Annotated in this window: 22 protein-coding genes; 4 read left to right on the top strand and 18 right to left on the bottom strand. The window is 40.1% G+C overall.

Annotation, left to right across the window (positions count from 1 at the left end; genetic code table 11):
- Positions 1–33 precede the first annotated feature (33 nt).
- The 9 genes from J4E76_RS06125 to J4E76_RS06085 form a co-directional block, all read right to left on the bottom strand.
- Positions 34–1,935: a M1 family metallopeptidase gene (locus J4E76_RS06125; protein ID WP_236017282.1), complete on the bottom strand. Its 1,902-nt coding sequence runs from the start codon at positions 1,933–1,935 to the stop codon at positions 34–36.
- Between the two features lie 78 nt (positions 1,936–2,013).
- Entirely contained in the window at positions 2,014–4,077 is a 2,064-nt protein-coding gene (locus J4E76_RS06120; RefSeq protein ID WP_208502145.1) for a helix-hairpin-helix domain-containing protein, read from the bottom strand.
- Positions 4,074–4,892: a hypothetical protein gene (locus tag J4E76_RS06115; protein ID WP_208502143.1), complete on the bottom strand. Its 819-nt coding sequence runs from the start codon at positions 4,890–4,892 to the stop codon at positions 4,074–4,076. Before J4E76_RS06115 ends, J4E76_RS06120 begins: the two co-directional genes overlap by 4 nt.
- 55 nt (positions 4,893–4,947) lie before the next feature.
- Positions 4,948–6,372 (bottom strand): BamA/TamA family outer membrane protein, encoded by a 1,425-nt coding sequence (locus J4E76_RS06110; RefSeq protein ID WP_208502140.1) that lies wholly within the window; start codon positions 6,370–6,372, stop codon positions 4,948–4,950.
- Positions 6,373–7,503, bottom strand: a complete 1,131-nt coding sequence (locus J4E76_RS06105; RefSeq protein ID WP_208502138.1) for a prolipoprotein diacylglyceryl transferase — start codon at positions 7,501–7,503, stop codon at positions 6,373–6,375.
- 124 nt (positions 7,504–7,627) lie between these two features.
- Complete coding sequence (locus J4E76_RS06100) at positions 7,628–8,098, bottom strand: nuclear transport factor 2 family protein (RefSeq protein WP_208502136.1); 471 nt, start codon at positions 8,096–8,098, stop codon at positions 7,628–7,630.
- 250 nt (positions 8,099–8,348) lie between these two features.
- Positions 8,349–8,822, bottom strand: coding sequence for an MGMT family protein (locus J4E76_RS06095; RefSeq protein ID WP_208502134.1), 474 nt, complete (start codon positions 8,820–8,822; stop codon positions 8,349–8,351).
- A 4-nt stretch (positions 8,823–8,826) separates the two neighbouring features.
- Positions 8,827–9,327: a DUF4199 domain-containing protein gene (locus J4E76_RS06090; RefSeq protein ID WP_208502132.1), complete on the bottom strand. Its 501-nt coding sequence runs from the start codon at positions 9,325–9,327 to the stop codon at positions 8,827–8,829.
- A 109-nt stretch (positions 9,328–9,436) separates the two neighbouring features.
- Positions 9,437–9,688: a response regulator transcription factor gene (locus tag J4E76_RS06085; RefSeq protein WP_208502130.1), complete on the bottom strand. Its 252-nt coding sequence runs from the start codon at positions 9,686–9,688 to the stop codon at positions 9,437–9,439.
- 28 nt (positions 9,689–9,716) lie between these two features.
- On the opposite strand from J4E76_RS06085, the gene J4E76_RS06080 reads away from it, so the two are divergent.
- Positions 9,717–9,875: a hypothetical protein gene (locus J4E76_RS06080; protein ID WP_208502128.1), complete on the top strand. Its 159-nt coding sequence runs from the start codon at positions 9,717–9,719 to the stop codon at positions 9,873–9,875.
- A 45-nt stretch (positions 9,876–9,920) separates the two neighbouring features.
- Here J4E76_RS06080 and nadE read toward each other — a convergent pair whose 3' ends face one another.
- The 4 genes from nadE to J4E76_RS06060 are packed head-to-tail and all read right to left on the bottom strand — an operon-like array spanning position 9,921 to position 14,028.
- Positions 9,921–11,771: an NAD(+) synthase gene (gene nadE / locus J4E76_RS06075; protein ID WP_208502126.1), complete on the bottom strand. Its 1,851-nt coding sequence runs from the start codon at positions 11,769–11,771 to the stop codon at positions 9,921–9,923.
- A complete protein-coding gene (gene rnc, locus J4E76_RS06070; protein WP_236017281.1) occupies positions 11,771–12,514 on the bottom strand; it encodes a ribonuclease III in 744 nt (247 codons plus the stop codon). Before rnc ends, nadE begins: the two co-directional genes overlap by 1 nt.
- Entirely contained in the window at positions 12,514–13,764 is a 1,251-nt protein-coding gene (gene fabF / locus J4E76_RS06065; RefSeq protein ID WP_208502124.1) for a beta-ketoacyl-ACP synthase II, read from the bottom strand. The genes rnc and fabF overlap by 1 nt, the downstream gene beginning before the upstream one ends.
- A gap of 30 nt (positions 13,765–13,794) precedes the next feature.
- Positions 13,795–14,028 carry an acyl carrier protein gene (locus J4E76_RS06060; protein WP_069840789.1) on the bottom strand — a complete coding sequence of 78 codons (234 nt, stop codon included), beginning with the start codon at positions 14,026–14,028 and terminating at the stop codon, positions 13,795–13,797.
- Positions 14,029–14,140: 112 nt separating this feature from the next.
- On the opposite strand from J4E76_RS06060, the gene J4E76_RS06055 reads away from it, so the two are divergent.
- Both J4E76_RS06055 and pyk read left to right on the top strand, forming a co-directional pair.
- A complete protein-coding gene (locus J4E76_RS06055; protein ID WP_208502122.1) occupies positions 14,141–14,569 on the top strand; it encodes an IPExxxVDY family protein in 429 nt (142 codons plus the stop codon).
- 1 nt (position 14,570) lies between these two features.
- Positions 14,571–16,004: a pyruvate kinase gene (gene pyk, locus J4E76_RS06050; protein ID WP_208502121.1), complete on the top strand. Its 1,434-nt coding sequence runs from the start codon at positions 14,571–14,573 to the stop codon at positions 16,002–16,004.
- A gap of 63 nt (positions 16,005–16,067) precedes the next feature.
- On the opposite strand, the gene J4E76_RS06045 is transcribed toward pyk, so the two are convergent.
- The 4 genes from J4E76_RS06045 to J4E76_RS06030 are packed head-to-tail and all read right to left on the bottom strand — an operon-like array spanning position 16,068 to position 18,251.
- Entirely contained in the window at positions 16,068–16,829 is a 762-nt protein-coding gene (locus tag J4E76_RS06045; protein ID WP_208502119.1) for an MBL fold metallo-hydrolase, read from the bottom strand.
- Complete coding sequence (locus tag J4E76_RS06040) at positions 16,826–17,101, bottom strand: hypothetical protein (protein ID WP_208502117.1); 276 nt, start codon at positions 17,099–17,101, stop codon at positions 16,826–16,828. The genes J4E76_RS06045 and J4E76_RS06040 overlap by 4 nt, the downstream gene beginning before the upstream one ends.
- Positions 17,101–17,487, bottom strand: a complete 387-nt coding sequence (locus J4E76_RS06035) for a response regulator (protein WP_208502740.1) — start codon at positions 17,485–17,487, stop codon at positions 17,101–17,103. The genes J4E76_RS06040 and J4E76_RS06035 overlap by 1 nt, the downstream gene beginning before the upstream one ends.
- Before the next feature lie 5 nt (positions 17,488–17,492).
- Complete coding sequence (locus tag J4E76_RS06030; protein WP_208502115.1) at positions 17,493–18,251, bottom strand: response regulator; 759 nt, start codon at positions 18,249–18,251, stop codon at positions 17,493–17,495.
- 55 nt (positions 18,252–18,306) lie between these two features.
- Between J4E76_RS06030 and miaA the strand changes: the two genes are divergently transcribed.
- Positions 18,307–19,230 (top strand): tRNA (adenosine(37)-N6)-dimethylallyltransferase MiaA, encoded by a 924-nt coding sequence (miaA, locus tag J4E76_RS06025; protein ID WP_208502113.1) that lies wholly within the window; start codon positions 18,307–18,309, stop codon positions 19,228–19,230.
- Here miaA and J4E76_RS06020 read toward each other — a convergent pair.
- On the bottom strand, positions 19,204–19,650 hold the full coding sequence (locus J4E76_RS06020; RefSeq protein WP_208502111.1) for a hypothetical protein: 447 nt from the start codon (positions 19,648–19,650) through the stop codon (positions 19,204–19,206). The two genes, miaA and J4E76_RS06020, sit on opposite strands and share 27 nt — an antisense overlap.
- Between the last annotated feature and the right edge of the window lie 87 nt (positions 19,651–19,737).

Raw genomic sequence — 19,737 nt, 5'->3', positions numbered from 1 at the left:
TTTCGAGGCCCTTTTTATATGAGTTCTATAAACTTATCTTTTCTTCTCAATGGCAGTAGCCTCCCATTTGTTATTATCCTTGTTGGTATCTGCCATTCTTCCAGATGGATCGATTACAACAGAAGCTATCTCAGAAATAGGTCTATCCACCGTTAATTCATAAGATGGATGTGTCCAAGGCCAGTCTTCGTGTACAATACGCTTATCCGAAGTTTCTGCAGGCTTTTCGCCACGCATCATTCTCAATGCCATATAGTGCACCTCTTTGGTTCCGTCAGTGTAGGTAACCACCACATCAACAGGCATTGGCATCTTCTTGACTCTTTCTAGACTTACTTTCGTTTTTTGACCCTCACCAACGACATCTTTCACAGCATAGTCGATTTGTTTGGTGGTATAAACAAAGTATTCATTGTACCAATCCAGCTCTAAACCAGATACATCTTCCATCACTCGAAGCACATCATTTGGGTTAGGGTGCTTGAATTTCCACCGATTAAAATATTCTAATAAACCTTTATCTCTTGCTTCTTCACCAATGACATAGCCCATTTGACTCATCCATACAGCTCCCTTACCATAGGCCTGAGCACCGTAGATGCCATTAAGCTCATAATGGTCAGAGTGTGTACTCATTGCCTCTTCACGTCCGCTTGTAGCCGCTCTTAAGTAGCCACCTTGACCGGATCTAGAACCAATATTCTCCAATGTGGTTTCAGGCGCAGCTTCGCCTTTATTAGTACGTGAAATATGCTGAGAGATTCTAGAGGATGCATAGGAAGTGAACCCCTCGTCCATCCAAGGGTGTAATGCTTCATTACTTCCCAATACCCCATGATACCAATCATGCATGGACTCGTGAATGGTTACCCCTAACAGACTACCTCTGTTACCAGTGATCAATGTAGACATAGGGTATTCCATACCACCATCACCTCCTTGAATCACTGAGAATTGTTTGTAAGGGTATTGACCGAAATATTTGTTTGCGTACTCAAATGACATTTCTGTCAAAGGTCTTAGTTTCTCCCAGTTAGCACTGTTCTGACCTTCTTGGTGTAGAAAATGCAATACAGTACCATTCTTCATAGTGAGTTTATTATGAAGGTAGTCTGGGTCAGCTGCCCACATAAAGTCATGCACGTCTGGCGCAATGAAGTGCCATGTGAGCTTGCCATCAACAACTTTTTGGTTCACCCTGTCGCCAGAGTTCTCATAGCCATGTCCAATTTCAAGTGGATTTTGAAGGTAACCTGTACCGCCCACTACATAGTCTTTGTCTATTGAAAGCTTTACTTCAAAGTCTCCCCATACACCGTAAAATTCACGGCCTATGTACTCGTCTGCATGCCACCCTTGGTAGTCATACTCAGCCATTTTAGGAAACCATTGAGCCATCGAATAACGCACGCCTTCCGCATTATCTCTTCCGGTTCTTCTGATCTGTACAGGAACTTGTGCTTCAAAAGTCATATCAAAGGTGACTGTCTGCCCTGATTTAATAGGATCATCAAGCTTTACCTCTAGAATAGTGCCGACCACTTCATGGTCAACGTCCTTTCCATTCATTTTCAGAGAGAATATCTTCTGATAGCCAATCTGATCATCAGATAGTTTTGATATTCTGTCACCCACTCTGCGATCGGGGTCCTGAATGGTACGAGATCTAACATCCATCATACTTCCTGGTTGGAAGGCATTAAAATAGAGGTGGTAGAAAACCATTTTTAGGTCATCAGGAGAGTTATTGGTGTATTCTAACTTTTGAACTCCTTGATAGCGATTGGTCTCAACGTCCATGTCAATTTCCATGTAATAGTTCACACGCTGCTGCCATCGCTCATTGTCACTTCGGTTTGCCTTTCCCTGAGCCAGTAACATTGCTGTAGTACCAACAAGGAAAAATGCTTGAAACACTGTTCGTCTTATATTCATAATGATCATTTTTTAATCTAGGCAGGAAAATATCAAAGTTTGAAGTCCCCAACAAATGATAATTTTTGAATGGAGGGATTACCTGATCTTATACCTGATTTGAAATTTAACTTCAGTTCTTTTATTTCCTCCAATAGTTTCAAGTCCCGTGCCAATTTCATTCCGATCGTAAAAAGTCGTTCTAGCGAACCGAGTCCATATATCGAACTTGCGATTTAGACGATAGCTGAATAAGAGATAGCTTCTAACACCTTGGCCACTGTACCCAGGGATGGAAAAGGCGTATAAAACATCTCTTTCATACGCATATTGGCGATTTTGAAGACCTTCTGTGTCGAATATTGCAATTCGGCTGCTAAATGTGAGTGCCTCGATCTTAAAGTTGACATCTTGCATTATAGCATAGCCTTCAGTGTGCTCGCCTTCAATAGAAAAACTGCTATACTGAACTCTTGTTTGAAGGGTTATGGCACTGGATGCTTGGTATTGAGTATTAATTATATACTGTAGCTTTTTTCCATTACCAACCACTTTACCTTCATTCGCCAGGGTTGTGTTTTCTTCTTTGCTTTTACCTCGTAGCTGAAGGTACACTTTGGTGTTTGAATTGGCCCCATAGTTGAAACGTAAAAGGAAATCACTCCCTTGAGATGGCTTGTCGACTCTGAACTTGAGCCAATGGAATCGAAAGGAGTCATAATAAGCTGATAAGTCGAATTTGCGATTTAGTTTGTATTTGATGCCCCAATAGACACCACTTTCATTGATGTTTCGACTGTTTTCTGAAAAGGAAGACCCTCGAATTGAATGGAAATTCTTATCGTAATTCCTGACAATCAGACCGAAATCTATCCTTTTTGTTAAGTACGTACTGAAGCCTAGAATACTACCAGTTCCCATACTTTTTGAAATGGCCAATTCGCCAAAAAAATTAAATCTTTCCCAATAAGTGTTACCGTATACTCCGATGTTGAAATTTTGATTACCAGAGAACTCAAACATGTTGTAAGCCTGATCGCTTCTTTGTATCGGAACGCTAAAACTATTGAGGGCTGCGATAAAGCCAATTTTCCTCTTTTCACTTGGCTTGTAATTCAACGCTAGTCCGTATGTCTTTTCATTCACACGATGTCGATTTTCTATTTCCGCTTGAGTCCTGTGAAACCCTGTGAGTTGGAAAGAAGAAAAATAGCTTGCTGTTTCCTCATTAGTCAACCTAATGTTTGCATCCTGATTAAGGCTTGAGACAAAAACAGTGGAAGATAACTTGGAGGTTATAGCATAAGTAGTGGCTAAACCTCGCAAAAAACCACCCTCAACTACTGAGGTATAGGGTGAAATGCCAATGTTTGCCCTTTCTAGTGTGTTAACTGTTTCGGAACCCTTGCCTACAGAGAAACCCGAACCAAAGATTAAGCCTTGTCCAAATTGGAGCTGGTAATCACCTATTATGCCTTTTTTTAATCTCCCTTTGTTCTGGATCATTAGGTGAACGGACCAAAAGTCCATTCCGTAATTGCCAGATTTGGGTTTCCAGATAAATCTCTCACCTGCATCTTTCTCAGCGGTAAGCCCAATGCTAAAATCCCCAGGTTTAGAAACCCGATATCGGAGGTAAGCTTTGTTAGGAGAGCCGAAATAGTGTGTCTGGGTCTCATCATCAATGGTATAGCCTTCCTTTTTTTCTAACACCCTCTCATAGCGGAGTATCAGGTAGTTGTTTCTTTCCGACAATATCCTTTTTAGGAGTGGCGAGGCATTTAAACTTCTTGTAGAGAGGGTAATAAATGGGAGAATGTTATTGATCGTTTGTTTATCGAAGCCATCAACGTATTGGAGTTCATAGAGTGTGTTGAGCCTTTCAACCTCTTGGCGATACTGAAGTAGGTTTTGAACTTGGGATATTGACAGCAGGCCAAGATTGATGAGTTCTTCTTTTTCAGCTCGGTTAATGTCGATGGGGTTTTCATAGGCAAGAATTAATCGCTCATAGAGTTCTTGATAGTTTGACCCTACTTCCTGATCGTTCAACCACTTCTCGACAAATGATTGTAAGTCAATAGGCTTCCTCCCTTGAGCATGTGCTCGGTCTGTGATTATGAGCAATAGGAGAGAAATGATTAAAAGCACCGACCGTCTCATCGTTTGAATAGGTACTTGAGTCCAAAACTATGCAAGACTCCTGTTTCTCGTCCCGACCTGACGCCATAGTCAATTGTAAATCGATTTGAAATTAGACTAGCTCCGAATGAATGCCTTTTTACCGATGTGGATATTCCAGTCCTCACAATGAGCCGCTCCACTAACTTATAAGCCAAACCAAATCTGAGATCGGGATCTAAAACCACATCCTTCTCTATTTCAGAATAGATGTTTAATTGGTCGCTTGGATGATAGTCAATCGATAGTCTTATGATCACAGGTACTTTCTCCTGTATATCTGTAGAAATACTCGATTGTGTGAAATTATAAATGTAGGTTCCTAAGGTGAACTCTGGACTTAAGTTGGCAAGCACACCAATCTCTGAAATGAATACCGATTGCTTCCCAAAGCCATCAATTTGAAGTTGGAGAATGTTGGTTTTAATTCCCGCCTTAGTATTTCCGACTTTATGGGCAAAACCCATATAAGCCATTTGAGTATTGAAGATTTCATCACCAAACTTAGAGATGCCAAAACCAAGAACACTTGACTTAAGGGGAGAACTGACCCCAGCCATGACCGAATTGAATGGTAGGAAGCTAAGAGTAGTTTGGTATCCGATTATGCCAGAAACTTGACCAACATTGCTGAGGCCTGCAGGATTATTGAAAATAGACCATTCTTTGTGGTCTATGGATGATATGCCACCTAAACCTATTGATACAGCCCCATTTGGGGGTGTTCCGGCCAGCTGACTCCATGATGTAAGATTTAAAGTGACACAGCAAATCAAAATGATTGATAGTCTGCGCACATATCAATATAATAAAATCAACTATGAATAGTGATTAATGATATTAAAAATAAAGTTATAGTGCTGATTTGAAATTGAAGAAGAGTCCCTTAGTTCCCTCTCTATTGATGCTATACTCTAACCTAAAGACGAAATCATAATAGGTGACAATGTCAAGGCCTAAGCCTATACTGCCAATCCACTCATTATTGAAGAAGTTATTTTGTGTGGAATTAATGGGGTTACCCGCATAACCGGCATCCATAAAGATTTTGAGATAGAAGGCGTAGGGTAGGGTTCTGAATTGATTAATAAGGCTCCTTCGGTTAAGCTCTTGGACTCCCTCTAAAACTTTAAACCTCAATGAGCTTCGATTGGAGATATATTGATTGCTTTCAATAACAAACCTCTCATAGCCCCTAATAAAGTCTGGTCGATAACCAAAGCCAGCTCTAACGAAGTATGGGATGTTTTGTGCGGAATTATTATAGGCATCAATGCGATTGGCAAAGTAAAATTTGCCCTTCAAGTCAAAGAATTTTGAATACGTAAGTCTTGTAGTCAGCATGTCAAAATCATTGAAGCTACCTAGACCGAATTGACTCAACTGAACCGTCAATAGACTTCCGGTTAATGGGTAAGCTATATAGTCTCTCTTGTCAAGACTAAAAGTGTATGATAGCCTTATGTATTCTTGAACACTCTCATTTCTTAAGTGATACTCAGGGTTAACGTCTCTAATAGTATCTCCTACGGAGGATCTCACATAGCCCAGGTTTAGGCTATGTCTAGTATAAAAAGAGGGGCGTAGGGTAATTGTCCCATTTGTACTAAAGGCCCTTCTAATAACATTGTCGCTTTCTACAAACTGAGCCCTGTGAGAAATCGAATTAACACCCACAGTTTTGTTAGTAGTATAACTCGAAGAAAATCCGAGACCTATTGTTTGTTCCGAATTGATATATGGAATTTGATAACTTAAGGAGAACTGTTTAGCAAAGCCAAACTGCGCTCGGACTCTAAAACGATCATTTCGCCCAGTCAGGTTGGTATGAATGAGTTGGGCTCCATAGTTGACGCGTGAAAAGTCTCTGTTTTGGTTGACCCACCATTCTGTAAAATTTCGATCGGCTAGTTTAAAAATCGGTAGGGGAAAGATGTACCAGCGTTCCTGAAGCCTGATGAGTACATCTACCTCTTTCTCAGACATGAAGAGGGGTACTATCTCTACAAAAACAAAAAGCCTTGTGTTGGTCAGTTTTTGTTGGTCTAAGGTAACTTTTTCAGCAAAGTCAGATAGCTTTAATTCCTCTCCTTCTTCAAAGTCAAGTTCTCTTAAGACAATTTCTAATTTTGTCTTTGTATTTCCTGTGACATATATCTTGCCTACCCGAACAGTAGAATCAGGATTGATGTCTGCAACGTTACCCGTTTGAGAAAATGCAGGGTTGGCTAAAATGCAAACCCACAACAAACAACACCAACCAATACCTTTAATCACCTATCCCACCGATTTTCTTGACTTTATAAAGACCCTTATAAGGATGAATACCCCTAATGCAAGCAGAGGAATACTCAATATTTGTCCCATATTATAAGTCATTTCATCTTCGAAGGCTACTTGGTTTTCCTTATACGTTTCATGGAACCATCGCAATGAGAAAATGTAAACAAGGAAAATCCCAAAAAGTAGACCCTCAGGGGTTTTTTCTTTGTATTTCATCCATATACCAAGTAAAATGAAGAAAAGAACCAAAGATGTTGCTGACTCATAGAGCTGAGTGGGGTGTCGAGAAATCCCCCAAGTATGTACAGTCACAACAACTTTGCGATTAATTACCTTCAATTCGTAATCGAGAGGCTCATTGCCCTGAGCATAATGCTCTCTTACACTTCCATAACCTGTGAGTATTCTCTTAACATTGTCTTCAACAATTCTCCGAGCATCTTGCTCAGGTAATTGCGAGTTTTCAAAGGTGAGTGTTAAGTCCACAGGTACAATTCCGGGTGCTGGCCTCTCTGTTGAGATGCCTTTTGAGGCTTCTGCCTTTTCGATACCGAGCCCTGCGTCTTCAATCATTTCTTCGGCTACACGGCCAAAGACAACCCCATAGTCTGACTCAGTAGGCTTGCCTACAATCTCAGAGTTGACAAAGTTACCCATACGGATGAAAACCGCAGCCAAGGCAACAGTAATGACAATTCGGTCTATTATCCATAACCAACTTTGGCCTTCTCTCTTTTTCTTTCTGAATTTGAATCTGAAAGGTGACCAGCTGGCATCTACGAAATAGTTGCTGTATAAGTAAAGTGCTAGTGGTATGCCAAATGCTGCGCCATGACTTGCCAAGCCCCCTTCCCATGTTCTGAAAAACATTAATGGGTCAGCCAGAAACCTTTGGGGCTCATAGAACACCAAATGGCCTAACCGGGCACTAATAATGGTCGCAAGCACCATGTGGACAGTAAGCGTATCGACATTTAATAGGTCTTTACCTTCCTTCTTGAAGATGTTGACCATAATCTGATAACCAATAATAAAACCCATGGCAAACAACACACTGTACCATACAGGTGGTTGAATATCCTTAATGATTTCCCTCATTGGGTCCCAAACTATGTGTAGAAGCATTTTGTACTATTTAATGGAATCAACAAATATATGGGAATTACGAAAAGTAAATGGATTCCGTATGGTAAAGGTGTGTTAATTCTAAGGAACTCAATCGTGGTTCCATTGTGCCAGAACTATTGGCTTACCAATATTCAAAGATTTTGGAGATTTTGCCGCCCTTAAATTCGAATAGCGTCATTTGAGGCTCGCCCTTTTTTGAGCTTCCATCTTCTTGCTTATTCACAAAATGTTTTGTCACAGTTACCGCATTTAAGCCAGTAATCATATTTGCAATGATAATATCAGTTACCGATCCATCATAACCACCATTTTTCTGATTTCGCAAGTAGCCATTGTAAAGGTCATCTCGTGAATATGTTCCACCATACTTTGGGTGCACATAAACAAAGTCAGGAGTGAAAAGGTCAAAAATGTTTTCTACATCCTTTGGGGAAGAGTCGGATTGGAACACGATTACATTCAGTCTGTAGTAGTCATTTACTATATGGATCAAAGAATCTTTAGGAGTTACCTTTTCTTCTTGACCGAAAGAAATGAATGAACAAGTCATTGAAAAAATCAAAACTGCCAATGACCTTTGTAGATGCCTCATTTGAATGTGATTAGGAGCGGTAATTAAATGGATTCTCTTCTCAAATGAAAGTCGTATTTTCTGCTTAACTCTATTTTAACTCTTCTTTGAAACGAAAGAATTGGAAAGCGACATCTAATTCTGAGACTAACTTAAAGATGATACTCCTACAGGCCAGATAAGTAAGACACTGAACTAAAAGTTCAATGTCATATATGGGTTGTGTGGTTAGAATATAACCTCCAGTCGAATGGGTCAATGAACTTTTAGTTTAGCCATACGTCTTTAAGAATTTCTCGAAATCAGCCACTTTGGGAGGTTTTTTACCTTTGGGAGGCAAAAGTTCAAAGCCTTCGGCTCTCAAAAGCTCCTCTTGATATTTAACTCCACCATGGAATTTTATGTTAATCGAACCATCGGGCTTTAGAACCCGCCAATAAGGCGTTATGGATTCTTTTTTCTCAAGGCGTTCTTCTTCTGCAACTTCACCAAGGATTTTAAGGAATATACCTACCGAGATTGGGTCGGTTACCTGCACCTTCCTCTCTTTGGCCAAGAGGTCTCTGATGATATCATTTGTAAGAAGTTCTCCTTTATTGGTAGTATTGACAATGTTCTCAATATCGCGTGGGTGTGGCACCAAAAGTTTGCCTTTACCATACTTGTGCTCCCATTCGGGTGTGATAACATGAATTTTTTCTTCTCGTGCCATCAACTTCTCTCGAGTACTTTTCTTCTTGGACATTGGATTAGGCTAAGTTTCGTGTGATTGGTTTCTTGGTTCCTGATAGAGCTACTGAACTGACGAGGCTAATGATCAGGCCAATGAAAAATACCGATAAGAACATGATTAGCCCCTGAAACAGTGGTGACATTACAAAGTCTGGTGCCTGGTTCATACGTTGTAAAGCCTCCTCGTTCATTCCACTAGTACGCCAATTGGCGAATTCTTCTCCTGCAAAAACGAAGAATAGAACACTATATAGGAATGTAATAGTTGCGTTTACCAAAGTAATTGATGTGCCTATTTTTAGAGCCTTTTTAAATGGAACTATACCGCTGTTGAGTTTATGCTTGAAATACCTAATGCCCAGAGGTACGCACATTAACGAAAGGATAATGGAGGCATAGCCTGTTATTTGTGATGCTTCAACACTAAAGCTTTGTGCAACGGTGAACCAGTTAAGGAGGCCAAGTGTAATTGATACGCAGGCACCTACTATACCATATCGTAATACTAATTTTTTCATGATGTTCTGTTGTAGTTGGAACACAATTCTATGAAATTATCTTTCCGAAGGCGTCACTCAAAAGTATGATATTGTAGAAGTACTACTAAAGTATTACACGGATGAGGCGCTAGATTATCTTGAGGTCTCTTCCGATTTTGACGGCCTCCGTTCTTCTTTTTGCCTCAAGCTTGGCGAAAATTCGAGATATGTGAGTTTTGACTGTATTCTCAGATATAAAAAGTGATTCGGCTATTTGAGTATTGGAATATCCATCTGCCATGAATGTCAGAACCTTTAGTTCCTGCTCTGTCAAATTGGATTTCTTTGTTCTTTGGACCTGGTCAGTTTGGGGGCTGAGCGTATATGGCGAATGTGCCATATACCGATTGATCAAGAAACCTATCAAAATGAAAAGACAACCGACAACAATTATCATGATGTCACTTCGCGACTCTGAATTAGTCCATGACCATTTGCTAAGCTCAAATAGAAGAAATATTGAGATAGAAATTCCACCGAAAACCAGCACGACTTTTCTCATGTCACTTTCTGAAGATGCAGCCTAAGATACCCAAGATTTAAATAAGAACAATCCTGAAGCATTGTGAGTTTTACTGTGATTCTAGTTCCAACAATTCCTCATGAAAGCCCGATGAAAGAATCGGAAAACGACACCAGGTTCTAGGGTCCACGTTGAATTCGTCAAGATGAAAGGCTGGTGCTAGACGTTCTCTCTTCCATTGATTCCTGCTCCAGAGTCGAAAGAATTTGATGATATGTGCCTTTAATAGAATCGAGCTTTCTAAGTCCTTTGGTTTCAATTCTTCAAAAACCTGTAATGGTGACTTATGATCTCTAATGGCTAGTTTTTCAATCTCTACCATGATATGGTAGGGCATCAAGTCGTCTTCGTCTGTTTGATTTTGGTCAGATGGTCTAAGTTCAGCTGTCGGTGGTAATGCATTAATAGGTGCGAGACCTTCATATCCCAATTCGGCTTCTGCATATTTTAACCATTCGCGGATGAAATGCTTGTCCACACTCGAAATAGGGGCAAGACTTCCGCTAGTATCTCCATCCATCGTGGCATAACCTACATCACCCTCACTTCTGTTTGATGTTGTTAAGAGTAAAGTATTGGTAATGTTCGTTAACATCCAGATGATAGGACTTCTTGCCCTGGCTTGAATGTTTTGCAGTGCCAAGTCATCATCTTCCCAAGTCAACTCACGACCCAATGCGCTTTCAATGGTAGATGTATAGGCCTGAACGGGGTTGTCTATGTTCCAATCATAAAAGTTAGCGCCAATCGACTCAGACAGTGTCTTTGCAGCATTGAGAGTTGTCTCAGAAGAATTGACCGTGCCTTGATAAGCTGTGTTGAAAAGCTTATTTACAATTTCTTTTTGGCTGAGTTCATTCATATCCGATTTGTCAATGGCTTTTAGAAAGCCAGCTTTTCCTAGCTCCTCAATCCCTCTTTTTACCATCTCAGCGACCATTACGGCACAGGTGGCTGAGTCTGCCCCGCCACTTAATGAAAGTGTGTAGCCGTTGCTTCTGCTTTTTCTTAAATAGTCGAACAAAGCCAAAGCCGTAGCCTTTGGGAATTCCTCTTCCTTTGCTGTAACAGGAGAAACAAAATCTTTGTGAGGTTTATCTTTTTCCTCTGGGGATATATCCACCCAGGAGAGTTGATGTGACTGGAAGGAGAGTAGTTGATTTCTAAGGTACATGTGACCTTGTTGCGCAACAATGATCTCGCCATCATAGATCATTCTTCCCGCTTCGTTGCCTAGTAGGTTAGCATAAACGTACGTACACTCGAAGTCTATCGATGATTTTGTAACGAGATCGATCCTGTCAAGTGTTTTTTGCATGGCAAAATGACTTGCGCTTGGATTAAGAATCAGGTTAACACCTTTATCAATCAAACGACAAGCAGGTCGATCACTACCTCTCCAGGCGTCCTCACAAATCTCAAAGCCAATCTTCCAATCTTCAAAATCGAAAGTCAAATCTCCAATAGGGTACTTTTTTCCAAACAGCTCAATACTTTCAACCAATCCAATTGGCCATGGGTTGAACCATCTTGGCTCATAATGTACGCCATCTAAGGCCATGTACTGTTTGGCATAAATCCCGAGAATCTGCTTGTCATGTGCTACTAATGAGCAGTTGTAGAGCTTTTTTTTATGGCGTATTGGTAAATTGAGGGTGACCAAAAGGCCCTCTGTCTCTTCGACTAATTCTGGAATAAATGTCAAGGCCTTTTCAGAAAGCCAGTCGCTCAAGAAAATATCCTCACAACCATAGCCAGTGATTGAGAGCTCAGGAAGACAGAGAATTTCTACTTTCGAGGCTTTGGCGTCAAGAAGCACATGTCTTAGCCGGGCAATATTGCCATTCCAATCAAGTGGTGTTTGATTGACAGTACCTCCAGCAATTCTGTATTTGCGCATTATTCTAACTCTAGAATGATACAAGCTTCACGGGCAGCATCTTGTTCAGCTTTCTTCTTACTTAAACCATGGCCCTTGGCAATTGGTTCTTGATCAATAGAAACCTGAATAATGAATTCTTTATAATGACCTTTATCAATAGTCTCTATATGGTCAAAACTAGGGGTTTTAGTATTCTTCTGCGACCACTCGATAAGTTTACTCTTATAATTCTTAGTCGTATTGATGATTTCTTCTAAGTCGAAGTGGGGTTGGAGTAATTTTTTCTTTATAAAATTACTCGCAAAGTGGAAGCCTCTGTCAATGTATATAGCTCCTACAAGGGCCTCTAGAGCATTTCCATAAAGTGATTTATGTGAATTGGGAGTTTTGCGCTTTTTGTCGAACCTGACAATTTGAGGAACACCTATCGTTCGAGCTACATTATTTAGAGAATCTCGACTGACTATACGGGATCTTAACTCGGTTAAAAAACCTTCATCTTTGAAGGGGAACTTTTTGAATAGATATTCGGCTACTACCACTCCCAAGACAGCATCACCAAGATATTCAAGTCGTTCGTTTGACTCTTTAAAACCTTGTTTTACAGACTTTGCTACAGAGGTATGCTGTACAGCAATTTGGTATGGCTTTAAGTTAAGCGGCTTGCTACCTACTATCATTTTGATAGAGGCGGCAAGCCGCTTTTCTTCTTTTGAATGCCTTTTAAAAATTGATCTTAAACGGTTACCTAACCGAGGCATTAATCAATTTTTCTAAAAACTACCGATGTATTGTGTCCACCAAAACCGAAAGTATTGCTTAATGCAGCTCTAATTTCACGTTTTTGTGCTTTGTTAAATGTGAAGTTCAACCTTGGGTCAAACCTTTCATCATCTGTAAAGTGATTGATGGTTGGAGGTACGATTTGATCTTCAATGGCTTTAATACTTGCTATTGCCTCAATTGCACCGGCTGCACCTAACAGATGGCCGGTCATTGATTTGGTAGAGCTAATGTTCAGTTTGTAAGCATGCTCACCAAAAACTCTTTCAATAGCAATTACTTCACTCATATCACCCAGTGGGGTTGAAGTGCCGTGAACGTTAATGTAATCTATATCTTCTGGCTGCATTTCTGCATCCTCCAGCACATTTAGCATTACATTATAAGCACCTAAACCTTCCGGATGCGGAGCAGTAATATGATATGCATCAGCTGACATTCCACCACCAACAAGTTCAGCGTAGATTTTGGCACCTCTTGCTTTCGCGTGCTCATATTCTTCAAGAATAATCGCTCCAGAACCTTCACCCAAAACAAAACCGTCTCTGTCTTTGTCAAAGGGTCTTGATGCTGTTTGGGGTGAGTCGTTTCTTTCAGACAATGCTCTCATGGCATTGAATCCACCCATGCCTGCTTCAACAACTGATGCTTCCGAACCACCAGTGATCATCACTTTTGCCTTGCCCAGTTTAATGTAGGTCATGGCATCTATCATGGCATTTGTAGCAGAGGCACAAGCCGAAACTGTTACAAAGTTAGGTCCATGAAAGCCGTATTTCATTGAAATCATTCCAGCAGATATGTCTGAAATCATTTTCGGAATGAAAAACGGATTAAATCTTGGGTTTTTGTCGCCCTGAACGAATCCTTCGACTTCTTCCTGAAAAGTTTTTAGTCCACCAATTCCAGAACCCCAAATAACTCCTGCTTTCAACCTATCAATTTTTTCAAGGTCTAGACCAGAGTCTTGAATGGCTTCTTTGGAAGTGATCATTGCATACTGGGTAAAAGCATCCATTTTCCTCATCTCTTTGCGATCAAAGTGATCAAGAGGATCATAGTTTTTTACCTCGCAGGCAAACTTGGTCTTAAATTTTTCGGGATCAAATCTCGTGATCGGGCCGGCTCCACTTACACCTTTAATCAGGTTATTCCAGTAATCATTCAGATTGTTGCCTAATGGTGTAAGTGCGCCAAGTCCAGTGACTACAACTCGCTTTAGTTGCATATATGAGTCGTAATAGTAAGGGAAATATTATTATGCGTTTGCTTCCAGGTAAGAGATTGCATCACCAACGGTAGCAATATTCTCAGCTTGGTCATCAGGAATTGAGATATTGAATTCTTTTTCGAATTCCATGATCAATTCCACCGTGTCAAGAGAATCAGCGCCTAAATCATTCGTGAAGCTAGCCTCAGGTGTAACTTCAGAATCTTCAACACCTAACTTATCTATTATGATACTCTTAACTTTTGATGCTATTTCTGACATTTTGGATAAAATTTTAGTTAAAACTCGATGCAAAGAAATGCAATTTGCGGTTAATGTCAAACAAATTTTTTAATCTTGTCTGAGGCCTCCAATAGGGTCAATTTTGATAATTATGGCTAAAAAAAAGCTACAAGTCACATATGATTACGACTTTACTTTGCTGGCACTCAATGCCAATGTAAAGCCGTATCGATTGGCATGGAGTATTAATAAGGAGTTAAAGCTTGACCTATCGAAATGTGAGAATATTGAAATTGACTTTAAATCGGGAAGAGAGCTTAATGTAGTCAACTATATAGATTTGGGAGAGTACCGAACTATAAGACTATTGCGCAATAGGGCCGAAGAAAGTGAAGAACAATTCGATGCTTTTCTCATCCCAGAATTAAAGAACTTCGACTACTTCATAATTTTGGAAAACGAATCCAGTACTTTCGATGAGAATGCTTTTATAAGCAAAATCAAAGAAATACCTTTCGTGCAATTTGCCACAAAAGTGGAAATTGAAGCATTAAAATCCAGAGATAATCTGATATTCTAGTATGGGTCACCAAACAGTAAATAAGCGTGCCAAAATTGTGGCTACGGTAGGACCAGCAAGTAGGTCTAAAGAAATGTTAACAGAGCTGGCTAAGGCGGGCGTAAATGTATTTAGATTGAATTTCTCCCATGGAGAGCATGAAGGGCATGCTGAAGTAATTGAAAGAATCAGGGAGGTTAATAAAGAGCTTGGTACACATATATCGATCCTACAAGATTTACAAGGACCCAAGATCAGGGTTGAAAGTGTTGAGAACGGGGAGGTTTTTATAAACCCAGGTGATCAGATTGTTATCACAAACGAGTCTTGCGAAGGAACTGCGGAAAGAGTGAGTACTTCTTATCAAGATTTGCCTAACGATGTCAAGATAGGCGACATGATCTTAATTGATGATGGAAATCTTGAGTTGACGGTAAAGGGCGTTGATGGAGGAGATGTTATCTGTGAAGTAAAATATGGTGGTTCTTTGAAATCGAGGAAAGGTATTAATCTACCTTTCACCAAAGTTTCAGCACCAGCTTTAACGGAAAAGGATATAGAAGACTTAGCATTTGGAATAGCGCAAGGAGTTGATTGGATCGCACTGTCCTTTGTGAGGCATGCTGAAGATATTATTGACTTGAAAAAGCGTATAGCTAAGTCAGGTAAGGACATACGAGTGATTTCGAAAATAGAGAAGCCAGAAGCGCTTCAAAATATTGACGATATCATTGCTGAATCTGATGCCTTGATGGTAGCTCGTGGAGATCTGGGTGTAGAGATAGTTATGGAGGAAGTGCCGATGGCACAAAAGATGATGGTTGATAAGTGCAATAAGGCAGCCAAGCCAGTCATTATCGCTACTCAGATGATGGAGAGTATGATTAATAATCCTCGCCCAACTCGTGCTGAAACCAACGATGTAGCAAATGCCGTAATGGATGGGGCCGATGCTATGATGCTCTCAGCAGAAACTGCTGCCGGCAAATACCCACTTCAGACAGTCGAAACAATGGCAAGAACCATTGCTTCTGTTGAGGAATCGGCTAATGTGTATGATAAAGTTGGTATCCCTGTGCGTGATAGCGATACGTTTATGAATGATAATATTCTCTATGGAGCGTGCAAGTTGAGTGATAGGGTGGATGCTAAAGCTATTATTGGGAATACTGTCTCAGGATACACAGCATTTAAACTTTCTTCCAGTAGACCGAAGGCTAAGATTTTCATTTTTACTCCAAATGAAAACCTCTTGACAAAGCTGAGTTTAATATGGGGTGTTGAGGGTTTTCACTATAACGAAGTAGTCTCAACGGATGAGACTTTCAAGGACCAGGAAAATACTCTCAAAGATCACGGACACCTCGAAAGTGGCGACACTTTTATAACTACGGCCAGTATGCCTATTCACGATAAGGGCCGAACAAATATGCTTAAGCTTAACGTAGCAGACTAAGATTTAAAATCTACATTGGGCAATCCGAATTTTGAACCTGGGCTTGATTAAATAAAAATCAATTTACAGTTCAATTTGGAGTCCATCATAAGCGAGCTTCACGTTGTCAGGTAATTCAGAGTTAACTTTGTCATGAAGCCCCATTCTGTGACTGATATGAGTTAGAAATACAGTTTCCACATTGAGCTCTTCAATGAGTGCAAGCGCTTCTGAAAGTGTAAGGTGACTCAAGTGATCTTCTTTTTGAAGTGCATCTAGGATCAGAACTTTTGAGCCCTTAATTTTTTCTTTCTCTTCATCACTTATGGTTTTTGCATCCGTGACATAAGAAAAGTCTTTTATTCTGAAACCAAATACAGGCAGCAGATGATGCATTACCTCAATGGGAGTAAATTCAATATTATCGACTGTGAAGGGTTGGTTTTCAATCGGATTGAGCTTTACCTGAGGGACGCCCGGATATTTCTTTTCCTCAAATACATAGGCAAACTCTCTCTTAAGTTGATCTAAAACACGTTGATGACCATATAGAGGTATATCTCGTTTCTGAAGAAAGTTAAAGGAACGAATGTCGTCCATCCCTGCAGTATGGTCTTTATGTTCGTGAGTAAATATTAAAGCGTCAAGGGATTCTATTCTCTCTCGTAAGATTTGTTGACGAAAGTCCGGGCCTGAGTCGATAATGAAACTCTTACCTTCTGTTTCGATGTGGATGGAAACTCGTAGTCGTTTGTCTCGAAAGTCTAAAGAGCGGCAAACTTCACATTTACAACCAATCACAGGAACACCTTGGGACGTGCCGGAGCCAAGAACGGTTACCCTCACAGTTCTAATGTTGTTTGAGAAAGTTCGACTAATAGGTTAGCATTCTTATCACTTAGAGCGCTTTTATCTATTTCAATGGATTTAAGGATGTCGATGAGGCAATTTATCTTGCCCTCCGTGGTATAGTACTTGTTGACAATCGCAATTTTGGTGTCATTCAGAAGGCAATAGCCAGATTTGAAATTTCCCTTTTCATAACGCAATACATAGTCAGACTCTGCAAAAATATCTTCAAGCTTATTGAGAAACTGCTTTGTATAGCGAATTGTCATTAATAATTACCGGTATACTTCTTTACAAGGTCGATGAGCTGATCGTAATCTAACGGCTTCTGCATATATTCATTCATGCCCGCTTCAAAAAAATCGGATACAGGTAAATTCTTTGCATTTCCAGAAATACCAATGATTGGGATGTTAGCTTTTTTTGTTTTGCCAGACCTTATCTCTTTGGTTGCAGAAAGGCCGTCTAAAAGCGGAAGATTAATGTCCATAATAATAAGGTCAAAATCTTCGGATTCGAATTTTTCAAGTACTGATTTGCCATCTTTAGCAGACGTGATTTTACAGTTCTCAAAAAGTAGAATTTTCTTCAGTAAATTCTGAATTACCGAACTATCCTCAGCCACAAGAACTTTTTTATAGTCCACTTCAGTCATAATACTCATAGGTTAAGATTCAGTTGCGTTGCGTATTCGCTAAAAATTTCGCTGGTATAGTCTACGATTTCACCGATTCTTTCGTTGAGAGAGAGATCAATTTTATTTTTTAAATCGCTTTCGAGTAGAGTAACTAATTCCGAAAGCTTGGTAAAACCTAATGACCCAGCATTACCTTTTATGGTGTGCAAGATACTCAAAATTTCAGTATGATCGTTTACGTTTTGTAAAAAGAGAAGCTTTTGGTTGAAAGTGTTAGTTTCCTCGATGAACTCATTGTACAATTCTATTAATTCATCTTGACTTGCGTATCGCTTAAGTTCTTCAACTGTATCGAGGTTGAAGTCAGGAGTTACTGCACCACTCCGTGATTTCTTCTCAATCTTTGCAGATTCCTTGAGCCAATACTGAACCGTATTTTTTAATACCTCCGGCTTTACTGGTTTGGTCATGTAATCATTGAAACCAAACCGTATGAACCTATCTCGGTCTTCGGGGTCAGAGTAGGCTGTAATGGCTAGGATAGGGGTGTTCGAGCCAATCTTTTCTCGCATTCTGTTATGACATTCGAAACCGTCCATGTCAGGCATTTGAATATCAATGAGAGCCAAATCGATATTTTTTGTACTTGCCAATTTCAAACCTTCAAAGCCATTTTCTGCTAAGTGGACAGTTCTACTTTGTCCTCTTAGTACAGTATTGACATACTTTCGGTTTATCTCATTGTCATCAACAACTAAAATTATCCCGTGGGTATTCTTCATCAGCGCGCGTTAGGTCAATTATAATATATTTACGGCTAACATTCTAAAGAGCAGCATGCTAAAAAAGCATTTGATTTGTGTTGTAGGACCTACTGCTGTTGGAAAAACAGCTATTGGGATTAAGCTTGCGCAGGCATTGCAAACTGAAATAGTGTCTGCAGATTCTCGTCAGTTCTATCGGGAACTCCAAATTGGAACGGCTAAACCAGACTCGAGTGAACTAAATCAGGTGCCTCATCACTGCATTAATTCACTTTCCATCCATGATAACTATGATGTTGGACGATATGAAAAAGAGGCACTTGCCAAACTCGATGAGCTTTTTCAGCATCATGGTCAAGTGGTTCTGGTGGGTGGATCAGGCCTATTTGTGGATGCGGTATGTCTAGGGTTAGATGATCTGCCGCGAGTGAAAAACGGGGTGAGGGAAGGTTTGAATTCTGAGTTAGAAACCAAAGGACTTGATGTACTGGTCGATGAGTTAAAGCAATCTGATCCTGAATACTATGAAATTGTTGATAGAAAAAACCCGCAAAGAGTAATCAGGGCATTAGAAGTAATCAGGTCTACGGATAAGCCTTTTTCTTCTTTCCGTAAAAGGACTCCCAAACAAAGACCATTTGAGGTTATAAGTGTTGGGCTGGAATTGGATAGGGGGATTCTATACCGAAGAATAGACGAAAGAATGGATGTAATGATTGCTAATGGCCTTTTTAAAGAGGCGGAAGGCTTTCTACCATTCAAGGAATTAAATGCCCTTCAGACGGTTGGCTATACCGAGATTTTCGGGTACCTGGAAGGTAGCTATGATAAAGAGGAAGCGATCCGCCTTCTAAAACGTAATTCAAGGCGCTATGCTAAGCGCCAACTTACTTGGTTTAAAAGAAATGAATGCACAGAATGGTTCAACCCCAGTAATTTCGAAAACATTCACACCTATGTAAAAAATGAATTAGAACTGTCTAAATCCAAAGATTGATGCCACCATGCTGGCGGGTGCTTTTTTTATGAAAGCGTTGTATTCATTAGAAACGGATTGCAGTTTTTTAATCAACTCTTCCTGTGTCTTGTTTGTTTCAAGAAGCTCGACACTCAACTTTTCATCACCAAGCCCAGAGGCCGCAGAACCAATGGCGGACATCAGTTCTTCCTCTTTTCTGTAGCTCTGAAAGCGATCGGTGGAGGTCTTCTTGAGCATATTGGCTACCTCCGCCAAGTTAGATCCTTCATTCTCCCTGTCGTAGGTAAGCACTATGTTTTTACGAACACCACTATTTCTGGCCATCTCATCGATGACCTTGGTAAGCCTGGCCTTTCTTGGCTTTATTAGATTGTAGGTATAAACTGTGTAAAGCAATACTAGACCTAGTAGTGCAACGAAAATTGGAACATATCCCATAGAAACTAAATTTGAGTTTGACCGAAATTGAAGCTGAAGTAAATTTTTTTTACCAATAATTGCAAATGGCGTTTTGCCAAACTGCAA

Source organism: Roseivirga sp. E12 (assembly GCF_017592825.1).
Lineage (GTDB): Bacteria > Bacteroidota > Bacteroidia > Cytophagales > Cyclobacteriaceae > Roseivirga.
The sequence above is the reverse complement of the archived record's forward strand: the minus strand, read 5'-3'. Positions and strand labels throughout refer to the sequence as shown.